This window comes from Robinsoniella sp. KNHs210 (genome assembly GCF_000686105.1).
GTDB classification, from domain to species: Bacteria; Bacillota; Clostridia; order Lachnospirales; family Lachnospiraceae; genus Robinsoniella; species Robinsoniella peoriensis.
The window spans coordinates 4,382,175-4,395,897 of record NZ_JMLZ01000002.1; the positions used below are offsets into that span (position 1 = coordinate 4,382,175).

Here is a 13,723-nt window from a genome sequence, read left to right on the forward strand (position 1 = left end):
ATGCTGGAATTAGGAAAAAAGCAGGAATTAGAAGTTGTTAAACAGGTGGATTTTGGAATTTATCTGGGAGATGGTACCAGTACGGAAGAACGGGTGCTGCTTCCGAGAAAAGAAGTTCCAAAGGATATAAAGACAGGAGACCGTCTGACCGTTTTTTTATATAAAGATTCAAAAGACAGGCTGATCGCGACCACCAGGGAACCAATGCTGGAACTTGGAGGGCTGGCTGTCCTGAACGTAAAAGAAGTAGGGAAGATCGGAGCATTTTTAGACTGGGGACTGGAAAAAGACCTTTTGCTCCCGTTTAAAGAACAGACCAGAAGGGTACGCCAGGGTGAAGAGTGGCTGGTTACTCTTTATATAGATAAGAGCAGCAGATTATGTGCAACTATGAATGTATATGAAGCACTGTGTACGGATTCTCCTTATAAGAAGGACGATCATGTCATCGGAGTGGTCTATGAGATCAGCGAAGAATTTGGTGTATTTGTTGCAGTTGACCATAAATATTCAGCTTTAATTCCGAAAAAAGACGCAGCAGGAAATTATCAGGTGGGTGACAGCATTGAAGCCCGGGTAACGGCTGTGAAAGAAGACGGAAAACTGGATTTGAGCACCAGGGAAAAAGCATATCTTCAGATGGATGAGGATGCTGAGAATATCATGAGTGTTATAGAAGAGTTTTCGGGTGTTCTGCCATTTACGGACAAAGCATCCCCGGAAGTGATCAAGCGCGAATTCGGACTGAGCAAAAATGCTTTCAAGCGGGGCGTGGGCAGACTTTTAAAAGAAGGCCGTATTGAAATTACCGAAAAATCAATCCGCAAGGTTCAGTAATAAAATTGCACAGGAAATAATAAAATAGATGAAGCAGGAGGAAAAGACATGAAAACAGCAATCAGCACAGACAAAGCACCGGCAGCAATCGGGCCTTATTCACAGGCAATTGAAGTAAATGGAATGATCTATACATCCGGCGTGATTCCGGTAGTACCGGCTACGGGTGTGATTCCGGAAGGTGTGGAAGCACAGGCAGAGCAGGCAATTGGAAACCTGGCAGCTTTACTGGAAGCAGCGGGAACATCAACGGCACAGGTGATTAAGACAACGGTATTTATCAAAGACATGAATGACTTTGGCAAGATCAATGAAATTTATGCAAAATATTTTACCGGAACTTATCCGGCACGTTCCTGTGTGGAAGTTGCAAGATTACCAAAGGACGTTCTGATTGAAATCGAAGCAGTTGCAGTGAAATAATAAATAATATTTGATTTTAATCCACAAGTAGTTTATAGTAATATGTGGAGACATTTAATTGTAAATACAATATAGTGATTGGAAAGGAGAGCTGGGGATGAAAGTACAGAATATAACCAACATTGAAAAATTTTTTGAGGTAGTTGACAGCTGCAGCGGTAAAGTGGAATTGGTAACAGGTGAAGGTGACAGACTGAATCTGAAATCAAAACTTTCCCAATACGTATCTATGGCGAACATATTTTCAAATGGCGAGATTCCGGAATTGGAAATCGTAGCATATGAAAAAGATGATATCGACAAGTTAATCTCATTTATGGTTAATAACTAAGATTTGCAGAGCTGTCTCCAATGGGGGCAGCTTTTTTAAATTGGATTTTTATAGAATGTTTATTGTTATTGCAGGCATTATTTGATATAATGACCAAAAGAGTAAATAATAAATTTATCAGCAATTAAGAAAAGGAGAAAAATTTTGGATTCATTAGACTATTATGAGCGATATGCAGGCGTATATTATGAGAACACAGTAGATCTTGACATGCACGGGGTACTGGACAAGTTTCTTTCTTACCTCCCTGAGAATGCAGAAGTATTAGACCTTGGCTGCGGGTCCGGCAGGGACAGCCTTTATCTGGAAGAAATGGGCTGTTATGTAACTCCTCTGGATGGATCAGAAGAAATGTGTAAGCTGGCAGAGATTAACACTGACAAAGAAGTCTTACATATGACTTTTGAGGAGATGGAATTTGATGAGGTGTTTGACGGAATCTGGGCATGTGCTTCTTTGCTTCATGTGGAAGAAAAAGATATGGACCGCATTATGGGGAAAGTTATCCAGGCGCTAAATCCGGGAGGAATCCTGTATGCTTCATTTCGCTATGGTGAATCTGAAGAATTCCGTAACCAGCGTTTATTTCATGACTATACAGAAGATTCGCTGTATCGCATGTTAAAACGTCAGAGAGGAATTAAGATTATAGAGATCTGGAAGACGGAGGATGCAAGAAACAGTCATCCGGATACAGAGTGGATCAATGTATTGGTAAAGAAAAAAGTGACTGAATCAGGCGAGGACTTTTATGAATAAAATTAAAAATATTAACCGGCTGTTCCTGGGAATGGTGATTTTTGCTTTTCTGTTTTCCTATGGTATCGGATTTTTTGTAACAGGACTTGGTACAGAGATGGCTATGATCTTAGGGCAGCTGATGTATTTAATTCCAATCTTGTTTTATATTGTTGTAATGCGTGTACCTGTAAAAGAGGAAATTCCATTCAGGAAAATTAAATGGTCTACAGCATGTATGGTTGTTTTGTTTGTCATTCTGCTGATGCCGCTGGTTTCATTTTTAAATTTATTTTCCATGCTGTTTGTAACAAACCATGTCAATGCCAGTGCTCAGGAACTCAATACCAATCCTTTTTTGGTGAATCTGCTTCTGGTTGGTGTAATGCCGGCAGTTTCAGAAGAATTTATGTTCCGCGGGGTATTTTATGGCAGCTACCGAAGGAAGAATCATGTACAGGGAGCAGTTATGTGCGGATTGATCTTTGGTATGGCACATTTAAATGTGAATCAGTTTCTATATGCGTTCGTAGCAGGATTTGCATTCTGCCTTCTTATGGAGGCTACCGGAAGCATACTGGCGCCTATGCTGGCGCATTTTATTATTGATGCATGGAGTGTAGTGGTACTGGAACTGCAGAAGGTACTGGTACAGGCTGTTCCGCAGGTGTCGGATACAATTCAGAGCGGGAGTCTGTCATCTGATTATATTATAACAGCCCTTCAGGGAGTGGCAGTTGCTGCAGTGATCTGCACAGCCCTGGCGGGATGTGTGCTTGTCTGGATCAGTAAGCACTGCAATCGGGATATCCATTTTATTTCGATTTTCCGGAATGCATTCAAAAGAAGAGAACCGGAAATGTCTTGCATTACTGTTAATGGCGAACTGCAGGCTGCAGAACAGAATGATAACAGAAGATTAATTACACCATGCTTTGTTATTGGTGCCCTTATCTGTATTGTTCAGATGATTATAATTGGTTAAAAAGGATAAAGTAAACAGGAACTATCTTTGAACGTGTTTGGAGACATTTCAGTGTATTGCGTGAAGTGTTTTCAGGCACGTTCTGGAATTGAGGTATAGATGAATTTTACACATTTACACGTCCATACAGAATACAGTCTGCTGGATGGATCGAATAAGATAAAAGAATATGTAGCAAGAGTCAAAGAATTGGGAATGAACAGTGCGGCGATTACAGACCATGGGGTTATGTACGGCGTCATCGATTTTTACCGGGCGGCAAAAGAGGCAGGAATTAATCCGGTGATCGGCTGTGAGGTATATGTTGCACCCAACTCCAGATTTGATAAAGAAGCGGCCGGGGGAGATGACAGATATTATCACCTGGTCCTTTTAGCAGAAAACAACCAGGGTTACAGTAACCTGATGAAGATTGTATCCAAAGGATTTGTAGAAGGATTTTATTATAAACCCCGTGTGGATATGGAAGTTCTGGAAACTTACAGTGAAGGAATAATAGCTCTTAGCGCCTGCCTGGCAGGAGAAGTGCAGAAGTATCTTGTGCGTGGTATGTATGAGGATGCAAAAAAAGCGGCTCTTCGGTATGAGGGCATATTTGGAAAAGGGAATTACTTCCTGGAGTTACAGGATCACGGGATTCCGGAACAGAAGATGGTAAATCCCCAGCTGCTGCGCATGAGCAAAGAATTGGATATCGGGCTGGTAGCCACAAACGATGTTCACTATACTTATGCAGAGGATGAATCTCCCCATGATATTCTGCTTTGTATTCAGACTGCAAAGAAACTGGATGACGAAGACCGTATGCGCTATGAGGGAGGACAGTATTATGTCAAATCCCCGGAGGAAATGTCAAACTTATTTCCGTATGCGCCGGAGGCATTGGAAAATACACAAAAAATTGCAGACCGCTGCCATGTGGAAATTGAGTTCGGTGTAACAAAACTTCCCAAATATGATGTACCGGATGGATATTCCTCCTGGGAATACCTGAACAAGCTCTGTTTTGATGGTATGGATGAACGTTATCAACCGGTAACGGATTATTTGCGGTCACGTCTGGAATATGAACTTGGAATTATTAAGGAAATGGGATATGTGGATTATTTCCTGATAGTCTGGGATTTTATTAAATACGCTAAAGATCATGATATTATCGTGGGACCGGGACGTGGCTCGGCAGCAGGAAGCCTTGTTTCCTATACACTGGGGATTACTACCCTGGATCCTATTAAATACAGCCTGCTGTTTGAACGTTTTCTGAATCCCGAACGTGTATCCATGCCCGATATCGACGTGGACTTCTGTTTCGAAAGAAGGCAGGAAGTAATTGATTATGTAGTGGAGAAATACGGAAAAGACCGTGTTGTACAGATTGTTACTTTTGGTACGATGGCTGCAAGAGGTGTTATCCGCGATGTGGGCCGTGTTATGGATCTGCCTTATGCAATGGTGGATTCCATTGCGAAAATGATACCGAATGAGTTAAACATTACCATAGATAAAGCGCTGATCATGAATGGGGAAATGAAAAGCCTCTATGAATCTGATTCACAGGTCAAGACGCTGATTGATATGTCAAAAAGGCTGGAAGGACTGCCGCGGCACACCTCCATGCATGCTGCCGGAGTTGTTATCAGCCAGAAGTCTGTGGATGAATATGTTCCCCTTTCCAGGGCATCTGACGGTTCCATTACCACCCAGTTTACGATGACCACCCTGGAAGAACTTGGGCTGCTGAAGATGGATTTCCTTGGGCTTCGAACTCTGACTGTAATACAGAATGCGGTTCGTCTGGCAGAAAAGAGCACTGGAATCTGCCTGGATATGGAAAAAATAGATTATAACGATAAAGAAGTGCTGGATTCCATCGGAACCGGAAGAACAGACGGCGTGTTCCAGTTGGAAAGCGCCGGAATGAAGAGCTTTATGAAAGAATTGAAGCCGCAGAGTCTGGAAGATATTATCGCAGGAATATCCCTGTACCGTCCGGGTCCTATGGATTTTATACCACAGTATATCCGTGGTAAGAATAATCCGGAGAGCATCACCTATGACTGCCCTCAGCTGGAAGCGATCCTGGAGCCCACATACGGCTGTATTGTATATCAGGAACAGGTTATGCAGATTGTTCGGGATCTGGGAGGATATACACTTGGGCGAAGCGATCTGCTGCGCCGTGCCATGTCTAAGAAAAAGGCATCGGTTATGGAAAAAGAGCGCCAGAATTTCGTGTATGGAAATGAAGAGGAAGGCGTTGCCGGCTGTATCAATAATGGTATCGATGAAAAAGTTGCAAATAAAATATACGATGATATGATCGATTTTGCCAAGTATGCATTTAATAAATCCCATGCGGCGGCATACGGTGTGGTATCTTATCAGACAGCATATCTGAAATATTACTATCCGGTTGAATTTATGGCGGCGCTTATGACGTCTGTCATTGATAATCCCACCAAAGTATCAGAATATATCCTGACCTGCCGCCAGATGGGAATCGATATTCTGCCCCCGGATATCAATGTAGGGGAAAGTGCGTTTTCAGCAGATGGAAAATCCATCCGATACGGACTGTCTGCCATTAAAAGTGTTGGAAAACCGGTTATTGAGGCAATTGTATCCGAACGTGTCCAGAGAGGATCCTATAAGTCTCTAAAAGATTTTATTGAGCGGTTATCCGGTAAAGAGGTTAATAAGCGGACAATAGAAAGCTTTATTAAAGCGGGCGCACTGGACGGACTGGGAGGAACCAGAAAGCAGTTCATGATGATTTACGTACAGATCATGGACAGTGTCAATCAGGAACGGAAATATTCCCTATCCGGACAGATGTCTCTGTTTGATCTTGTAAGCGAGGAAGAAAAAAAAGAATTCGAAATCCGTCTGCCGGACGTAGGAGAATATGAAAAAGAGCAGCTGCTCAGTTTTGAAAAGGAAGTTCTGGGCGTGTATATCAGCGGTCATCCGCTTCAGGAATATGAAGAAAGATGGCGTAAAAATATCTCCCAGGTAACATCAGATTTCATGATTGATGAGGAAATTGGAGTAACAAAGGTAGCGGATGGTATAAAAGCCATAATCGGAGGAATGATTATTAGTAAAACGATAAAACACACCAGAACGAATAAAACAATGGCATTTATTACCGTAGAAGATCTGGTGGGTACCGTGGAAGTGGTAATTTTTCCTAAGGATTATGAGAAGTTCAAGGATCTTCTTGTTGAAGACAGTAAAGTATTTGTAAAAGGAAGGGTTTCTGCCGAAGACGACAAACCCAGCAAACTGATCTGTGAAAAGATCTGGGAATTTGAAGAAGCACCAAGGGAACTCTGGATACAATTTGAAGATAAAGAAACTTTTGTGAAGTCAGAAGAGACACTCTATGGGCTGCTGCGCCAGTCTGATGGGAAAGATGCCGTGGTCATATATGTGCGAAATCCAAAGTCTGTTAAGAGGCTGGAACGCAACTGGTCAGTACGGATTGAAGAGCAGCTTTTACGGAAACTTGCTGAAAATTTTGGGGGGAATAACGTAAAAGTTGTAGAAAAGAGTATTGAAAAGTTGTAGAAAATGAATTAGAATGTTTAGGATGAGGAAATTGTATATAAATGAATTAAGGTGAACCTAAAATGAAGGAGGCACAAAAATGGCAAAGCAAATAGAGACAATCGGAGTGTTAACAAGTGGTGGAGATGCACCCGGAATGAACGCTGCAATTCGTGCAGTAGTACGAAGAGCAATTTCAAGCGGTAAAAAAGTAAAGGGTATTTTAAAAGGCTATAATGGCCTGTTAAATGAAGAAATTATTGACTTATCGGCACGTGATGTATCAGATACCATTTCACGGGGAGGTACGATTCTCTATACGGCACGTTGTGCTGAGTTCAGAACAGCAGAAGGACAGAAGCAGGGAGCAGAAGTCTGCAAAAAACACGGCATTGACGGTCTTGTAGTTATTGGTGGAGATGGATCTTTTGCCGGAGCACAGAAACTTGCGAACCTGGGAGTAAATACCATTGGGGTTCCTGGAACAATAGATCTTGATATTGCTTGTTCCGAGTATACAATCGGTTTTGATACCGCTGTTAATACAGCGATGCAGGCAATTGATAAAGTACGTGATACTTCTACATCCCATGAAAGATGCAGTATTATCGAGGTAATGGGACGTGGTGCAGGTTATATCGCATTATGGTGCGGTATTGCAAATGGAGCAGAAGATATTCTGATTCCTGAAAAGTATGATTATGACGAACAGAAATTAATTAATAACATTATTAATAATAGAAAACGCGGTAAAAAGCACCATATTATTATCAACGCGGAAGGAATCGGACATTCTACCAGTATGGCAAGAAGAATCGAAGCTGCTACTGGTGTTGAGACCAGAGCAACGATTCTGGGACATATGCAGCGTGGCGGAAGCCCTACCTGTAAGGATCGTGTGTATGCATCTATGATGGGCGCATATGCAACTGATTTATTATGTGATGGTAAGACAAACCGTGTAGTTGGATATAAAAACGGAGACTTCACTGATTTCGATATTAATGAAGCTCTGGCAATGCAAAAAGGAATTTCAGAATTTATGTTTGAGGTAAGCAGATCTCTTTCAGTATAAGATAAGGAGTATCAGGATGGCAGTAAAATCCTTTGTAGTTTTTGGGTTAGGTAAGTTCGGTGTCAGCGTTGCAACTGCGCTTAGTAATAATGGATGTGAAGTGCTGGCAGTGGATATGGACCCGGATAAGGTACAGGACATTGCAGATGAAGTAACATATGCAGTAAGAGCGAATGTAACAGATCCGGAAATATTTAAAAGCCTGGGACTGCGAAATATGGATGGGGCAGTTGTTGCGATATCCGGAAATATGGAAGCAAGTGTGATGGCTACCATATTGGCGAAAGAAGCGGGAATACCGTATATTCTGGCGAAGGCTACCAGCCGCATTCATGCCACGGTATTGGAAAAAGTCGGCGCAGACCATGTAATATCGCCGGAAAGCGAGATGGGATCCCGTGTAGCAAGGAATATGGTATTTGGCAGATTTGTAGATACATTTGAACTTTCTTCTACCTATAGTATGGTGGAAATGGAAGTACCGGAATCCTGGATAGGAAGTACCTTAAGGGAGCTGGATATCCGTAATAAGTTTGGAGTTAACATCATCGCCTATAAAATAGGGGATCAGGTAAATGTAAATCTGGACCCGGATGAACCGATGCGGGCAGAACAAACACTGCTAACGGTTGGTGATAATGAAAAACTGAGGAAGATCAGGTAGTATAAGTTTTAACATAAAGTAATTGAAGAATTTGAATGAAAATAAAATAGATAAAGATGAAAAGGCGCTGATGAAAATTAGCGCCTTTTGTCAGAATAGGAGAAATATGATTACCAGTACGTCAAATCAGCAGATTAAGAATCTGCTTCAACTTCAGAAAAAGGGTAAAGTACGGAAAGAACAGGATGTGTTTGTGGTTGAAGGCGTTAAGATGTATCAGGAAGCACCCGGGGAACGGATTGTAAAGACTTATGTTTCGAAGACCTTCTATGAAAAGCCGGAAAATAAAAAGCTTCTGGCCGGAGACAGGCTGGAGGTGGTAGAAGACCGGGTATTTGATTCTGCATCCGATACTAAAACCCCTCAGGGAATTTTGAGCATTGTAAAACAATCCCACTATAACTTAGGAGAGATTCTTACATCTTCTGCCACACCCCATCTATTAATCCTTGAGAATCTCCAGGATCCGGGAAACCTTGGAACGATTATGCGGACGGCAGAGGGTGCCGGTGTGAATGGAATTATTATGACATCAGATACGGTAGATATCTATAATCCAAAAACAATCCGGTCTACGATGGGGTCGCTGTACCGGGTACCATTTTTTTACACTGGTAATATAGAAGAAGTTTTAAAAGAATTAAGAGAAAAAAATATAAAAACCTATGCTGCGCATCTGAAAGGAGCCCGCAGCTACTATGAGGAAGACTATTCTGCGGGAACGGCATTTCTGATTGGAAATGAAGGGAATGGCTTAAGTGAGGGGCTAAGCGCCCGGTCGGACTGTTACATCAAGATCCCCATGTCAGGCCAGGTAGAATCATTAAATGCGGCTATAGCGGCATCTATATTAATGTATGAAGTGAAGCGCCAGAGGAGAATCTAATGAAAACTTAAGAAATAAGGTTGACAATCTCCTCATATTATTGTACAATACATTCGTAACATAATTTAATAGATTTGTAATAATTGTAATGGAATAGTAGTAAATATTTCATGCAACGCAGTTATTCAGGAGGTAAAAATGAAGGGTAGAATGAAACCTGCAATTTGCTGTACTGTATCAGCGCTTACACTTTCCATGGCAGTATCGATGGTGTCTATGGCGAAAGAAATGCCAAATGCAGGGACATCAAACATACAAGATCAGACACAAGAAAGCGACTGGAATTATCGTGCGGTTGCGGATGTAACGGACGAATTATTTATCAGATCAATGGGTTCCGAGAACGGTAAGATTATTGGCTATCTGCCAAGTGCCGGCGGAGCATATGTTCTGGAAAAAGGGGATGACTGGACTAAGGTTCGCTCAGGAGATGTTGTAGGCTACATAAAGACAGAATATCTTGCATTTGGACAAGATGCTAAGAAACTGGCTGAAGTTTATGGTACTCCGGGAGTAGAGATCTCTTGGGACGGAGTAAATATTTTTAATAATGCCGATCCGGCAGCGAAAATTGTGGATACGGTAAACAGGGGCGAAGGTTACGAGTATACGTCGAATGACGGTACTTGGGTAAATATTCAGCTGGACAATTCAAAAAGTGCGTATGTTCCTGCTGAAGATGTAAAAGAAACACTGCTTCTTGAAACCGCGGTTCCGACGGACGACTATGTGGCACCGGTGAGTGCTTACAGCAATGGAAATTATACAAGTAACAGTACCAATCAGACATCAGGAAATAACGGTTCAGCCAATACAGGAAACTCTGATAATTCACAGAATGTGAATAATGTTCCGGAAACAGAGACGACCTGGACGGAAACACCGCAGACAGAAACAACCTGGACAGAAGCACCGCAGACAGAGGCTGCCTGGACAGAAGCGCCTCAGACAGAGACAGCCTGGACAGAAGCACCGCAGACGGAAACAACCTGGACAGAGGCACCACAGACGGAAACGACCTGGACAGAAGCGCCTCAGACAGAGACAACCTGGACAGAGGCACCGGAGACAGAAGCACCTGTAACGGAAACGCCGGCAACAGAGGCACCGGCAACGGAAGCACCGGAGACAGAATCCAATGCAAGTTCCTCAGCAAGTGCCGATGATTTAACTCTGTTGGCATCTATCATTTACTGTGAGGCAGGAAATCAGCCCCGGGATGGTAAAGTGGCAGTAGGTGCAGTTGTAATGAACCGTGTGGCAAGTTCTTCATTTGCCGGCAATATCCGTGACGTTATTTACGAAAGCGGACAGTTCATGCCGACCTGGGATGGAAGTATGTCAAGTGCATTAGCGAATGGAGTGCCAAGTGACTGCTACGAAGCAGCACAGGCTGCCCTGAACGGAGAAAATCCGGTAGGGGGCGCATTGTACTTCAACACAGGTTCCGGAAAAGGAATCAAGATTGGAGCACATCAGTTTTACTAATATGTGAATTGATAGAAGGAAGCCGAACACCTAAATGGTGACGGCTTCCTTTTTATCCCTTCTGAAATATATGAAACTTAAGTTGTATTTTCCTACTATTTATAGTAAAATATAGAGGTAACATATAAATACTCTGACAGGAGGGTAATATTATGGAAATAGAATCTATTTGTTGGCTCGTTTTATTTATTCTCCTTATTGTAATCGAACTTGCTACGATGGGTTTGACAACAATCTGGTTTGCAGGAGGATCCGTTGCAGGGTTCATTGTATCGGTTCTGGATGGAAATATTCTACTTCAAATCCTGGCATTTGTTATTGTCTCCGTGGTACTTTTGATTTTTACAAGACCATTTGCAGTCAGATATGTGAATAAAAATCGGACTAAGACGAATGTGGATAGTTTGGTTGGCAAGAAGGCAATCGTAACCAAAGCGATTGACAATCTTCTGGGGGAAGGTCAGGCAGTGGTGAATGGCTTGGAATGGACTGCCCGCACAGGTGATGATAAAGTGAAGATTGCAGAAGGGAAGACCGTAGTAATCGAGCGGATCAGCGGAGTGAAATTAATTGTAAAAGAGAAGGAGAATTAAGTTATGGATACTAACGTTTCATCGGTTTTTGTACCTATTTTGATTATTGTGTTAATCATTATTTTATTATTGTTAGTGGTATCTTGTATTAAGATTGTTCCTCAGGCTCAGGCATTAGTTGTAGAACGACTTGGCGGATACCAGGGAACCTGGTCTGTAGGCTTACATTTTAAAGTTCCTTTTATCGACAGAATTGCTAAAAAAGTGTTATTAAAAGAGCAGGTTGTAGATTTTGCACCTCAGCCTGTTATTACCAAAGATAATGTAACGATGCGAATTGATACGGTTGTATTCTTCCAGATAACAGATCCGAAGCTTTTTGCATATGGAGTTGAGAATCCGATTATGGCAATCGAAAATCTGACAGCCACCACCTTACGTAATATTATCGGTGACATGGAACTGGATCAGACGCTTACCTCCAGAGAGATTATTAATACAAAGATGCGTTCATCTCTAGATATTGCAACAGATCCATGGGGAATCAAGGTTAACCGCGTGGAATTAAAGAATATTATTCCGCCGGCAGCAATTCAGGATGCCATGGAAAAACAGATGAAGGCTGAACGTGAACGAAGAGAATCGATTCTTCGTGCGGAAGGTGAGAAGAGATCTACAGTTCTGGTAGCTGAAGGACATAAAGAATCTACTATTTTAGAAGCAGAAGCAGAAAAACAGTCAGCAATCCTTCGTGCAGAAGCACAAAAGGAAAGGATGATCCGTGAAGCTGAAGGTGAGGCAGAAGCAATTATTAAAGTACAGAAAGCAAATGCAGACGGTATCCGTTTCTTAAAAGAAGCTGGAGCAGATCAGTCCGTATTAGCACTTAAGAGCTTCGAAGCATTAGAGAAAGTAGCAGATGGTCAGGCAACTAAGATTATTATTCCATCTGAGATACAAAATGTAGCAGGGCTTGTAAAGTCCATTACGGAAATTGCAAAGGATATTTAATAAGTAAAGAAGTTCAACAGAGTAAAATAATGGGCGAGAAGAAGTAAAGGGCTGTGGGGATTTGGCAGAAGGGATTAGAAATTCTGCTTTATTCCCACAGTTTTTATGTTCTATAAGAGATAATATGTTGAACAAAACGAAGAACAGTGGTATGATGGAAAACAAATCACGATATTATTTGGTCAATACGGTACCAGGAGCACAAATAGGAGGAAAGATGATGAATTTAAAAGGACGCAGTTTTTTAACATTAAAAGATTTCACTTCTGAAGAAATAGAATACCTGCTGGAACTTGCAGGAGAACTTAAGGAAAAAAAGAAACGCGCTGTACTGGGAAACAGTCTGCGTGGAAAAAATGTTGCTTTGATTTTTGAAAAGCCATCAACCAGAACTAGATGTGCATTTACTATCGGCTGTACAGATGAAGGCGGTCATCCGGAGTATTTGGGAAAGGATGATATACAGTTAGGCCATAAAGAAAGTGTGGAAGATACCGCAAGAGTACTGGGACGTATGTTTGACGGAATTGAATTTCGCGGATTCAAGCATGAAACAGTTGAAAAACTGGCAGAATATGCAGGAGTACCGGTGTGGAACGGTTTGACAGATGATTATCATCCAACGCAGATTCTGGCTGATATGCTCACAATGAAGGAACATTTCGGTTATCTGAAAGGACTTCGTTTTGTATACTTAGGCGACGGACGCAATAATATGGCAAACAGTCTGATGATCGGATGCGCCAAACTGGGTGTTCATTTCACAATTATTGCACCCAGGGAATTATGGCCGAAAGATGATCTGGTAGCGTTATGTGAAGGATACGCGAAGAATTCTCAGGCAACGGTTACAATAACAGATTCTACAGACGGTGTTCAGGGTGCGGATGTGCTCTATACGGATGTATGGTGCTCCATGGGTGAAGAGGACAAGGCTGCAGAACGTATTGCGTTATTATCACCATATCAGATTAACAGTGAACTGATGCATAAAACAGGCAAAGATACAACTATTTTTATGCATTGCCTGCCTGCAGTAAAAGGAAAAGAAGTTACAGAAGAAGTATTTGAATCGGCAGCTTCTGTTGTATTTGATGAAGCTGAGAACCGTATGCATACAATCAAAGCTGTTATGGTAGCAACTCTTGGCGAGTAATTTTCGTATGGGAGAAAGCCAGCCGGCTTGCGCTATTCAGGGGTATT

Annotated in this window: 13 protein-coding genes; all 13 read left to right on the plus strand. The window is 42.0% G+C overall.

Features of this window, described 5'->3' with window-relative positions; all coding sequences use genetic code 11:
• The 13 genes from CD03_RS0125425 to argF all read left to right on the plus strand — a co-directional run bounded on the left by CD03_RS0125425 (position 1) and on the right by argF (position 13,676).
• Complete coding sequence (locus CD03_RS0125425) at positions 1-837, plus strand: CvfB family protein (protein WP_027296023.1); 837 nt, start codon at positions 1-3, stop codon at positions 835-837.
• A gap of 48 nt (positions 838-885) precedes the next feature.
• The gene (locus CD03_RS0125430) at positions 886-1,260 is read left to right on the plus strand and encodes a RidA family protein (protein WP_027296024.1); all 375 of its coding nucleotides are present in this window, start codon (positions 886-888) and stop codon (positions 1,258-1,260) included.
• A gap of 97 nt (positions 1,261-1,357) precedes the next feature.
• Complete coding sequence (locus tag CD03_RS0125435; protein ID WP_027296025.1) at positions 1,358-1,591, plus strand: hypothetical protein; 234 nt, start codon at positions 1,358-1,360, stop codon at positions 1,589-1,591.
• Positions 1,592-1,735: 144 nt separating this feature from the next.
• Positions 1,736-2,350: a class I SAM-dependent methyltransferase gene (locus CD03_RS0125445; RefSeq protein WP_027296026.1), complete on the plus strand. Its 615-nt coding sequence runs from the start codon at positions 1,736-1,738 to the stop codon at positions 2,348-2,350.
• A complete protein-coding gene (locus CD03_RS0125450) occupies positions 2,343-3,314 on the plus strand; it encodes a CPBP family intramembrane glutamic endopeptidase (protein ID WP_027296027.1) in 972 nt (323 codons plus the stop codon). Before CD03_RS0125445 ends, CD03_RS0125450 begins: the two co-directional genes overlap by 8 nt.
• Positions 3,315-3,413: 99 nt before the next feature.
• The gene (locus CD03_RS0125455; RefSeq protein WP_027296028.1) at positions 3,414-6,884 is read left to right on the plus strand and encodes a DNA polymerase III subunit alpha; all 3,471 of its coding nucleotides are present in this window, start codon (positions 3,414-3,416) and stop codon (positions 6,882-6,884) included.
• A 79-nt stretch (positions 6,885-6,963) separates the two neighbouring features.
• Positions 6,964-7,938, plus strand: coding sequence for a 6-phosphofructokinase (gene pfkA, locus CD03_RS0125460; protein WP_027296029.1), 975 nt, complete (start codon positions 6,964-6,966; stop codon positions 7,936-7,938).
• 16 nt (positions 7,939-7,954) lie between these two features.
• Positions 7,955-8,602 carry a potassium channel family protein gene (locus CD03_RS0125465; RefSeq protein ID WP_027296030.1) on the plus strand — a complete coding sequence of 216 codons (648 nt, stop codon included), beginning with the start codon at positions 7,955-7,957 and terminating at the stop codon, positions 8,600-8,602.
• Between the two features lie 106 nt (positions 8,603-8,708).
• A complete protein-coding gene (locus CD03_RS0125470) occupies positions 8,709-9,488 on the plus strand; it encodes a TrmH family RNA methyltransferase (RefSeq protein ID WP_027296031.1) in 780 nt (259 codons plus the stop codon).
• Between the two features lie 138 nt (positions 9,489-9,626).
• Complete coding sequence (locus CD03_RS36505) at positions 9,627-10,976, plus strand: cell wall hydrolase (protein ID WP_052377977.1); 1,350 nt, start codon at positions 9,627-9,629, stop codon at positions 10,974-10,976.
• 152 nt (positions 10,977-11,128) lie between these two features.
• On the plus strand, positions 11,129-11,569 hold the full coding sequence (locus tag CD03_RS0125480) for an NfeD family protein (RefSeq protein WP_176731019.1): 441 nt from the start codon (positions 11,129-11,131) through the stop codon (positions 11,567-11,569).
• A gap of 3 nt (positions 11,570-11,572) precedes the next feature.
• Positions 11,573-12,520 (plus strand): SPFH domain-containing protein, encoded by a 948-nt coding sequence (locus CD03_RS0125485; RefSeq protein ID WP_044289659.1) that lies wholly within the window; start codon positions 11,573-11,575, stop codon positions 12,518-12,520.
• A gap of 220 nt (positions 12,521-12,740) precedes the next feature.
• Entirely contained in the window at positions 12,741-13,676 is a 936-nt protein-coding gene (argF, locus tag CD03_RS0125490; RefSeq protein ID WP_027296034.1) for an ornithine carbamoyltransferase, read from the plus strand.
• Positions 13,677-13,723 lie beyond the last annotated feature (47 nt).

Bases quoted from the DNA above. Each gene is read 5' to 3' on its own strand.
- pfkA (WP_027296029.1), top strand. From the start codon at position 6,964: ATGGCAAAGCAAATAGAGACAATCGGAGTGTTAACAAGTGGTGGAGAT.
- CD03_RS0125450 (WP_027296027.1), top strand. From the start codon at position 2,343: ATGAATAAAATTAAAAATATTAACCGGCTGTTCCTGGGAATGGTGATT.
- CD03_RS36505 (WP_052377977.1), top strand. From the start codon at position 9,627: ATGAAGGGTAGAATGAAACCTGCAATTTGCTGTACTGTATCAGCGCTT.
- CD03_RS0125465 (WP_027296030.1), top strand. From the start codon at position 7,955: ATGGCAGTAAAATCCTTTGTAGTTTTTGGGTTAGGTAAGTTCGGTGTC.
- CD03_RS0125485 (WP_044289659.1), top strand. From the start codon at position 11,573: ATGGATACTAACGTTTCATCGGTTTTTGTACCTATTTTGATTATTGTG.
- CD03_RS0125470 (WP_027296031.1), top strand. From the start codon at position 8,709: ATGATTACCAGTACGTCAAATCAGCAGATTAAGAATCTGCTTCAACTT.
- CD03_RS0125430 (WP_027296024.1), top strand. From the start codon at position 886: ATGAAAACAGCAATCAGCACAGACAAAGCACCGGCAGCAATCGGGCCT.
- CD03_RS0125435 (WP_027296025.1), top strand. From the start codon at position 1,358: ATGAAAGTACAGAATATAACCAACATTGAAAAATTTTTTGAGGTAGTT.
- CD03_RS0125425 (WP_027296023.1), top strand. From the start codon at position 1: ATGCTGGAATTAGGAAAAAAGCAGGAATTAGAAGTTGTTAAACAGGTG.
- CD03_RS0125455 (WP_027296028.1), top strand. From the start codon at position 3,414: ATGAATTTTACACATTTACACGTCCATACAGAATACAGTCTGCTGGAT.
- CD03_RS0125480 (WP_176731019.1), top strand. From the start codon at position 11,129: ATGGAAATAGAATCTATTTGTTGGCTCGTTTTATTTATTCTCCTTATT.
- argF (WP_027296034.1), top strand. From the start codon at position 12,741: ATGAATTTAAAAGGACGCAGTTTTTTAACATTAAAAGATTTCACTTCT.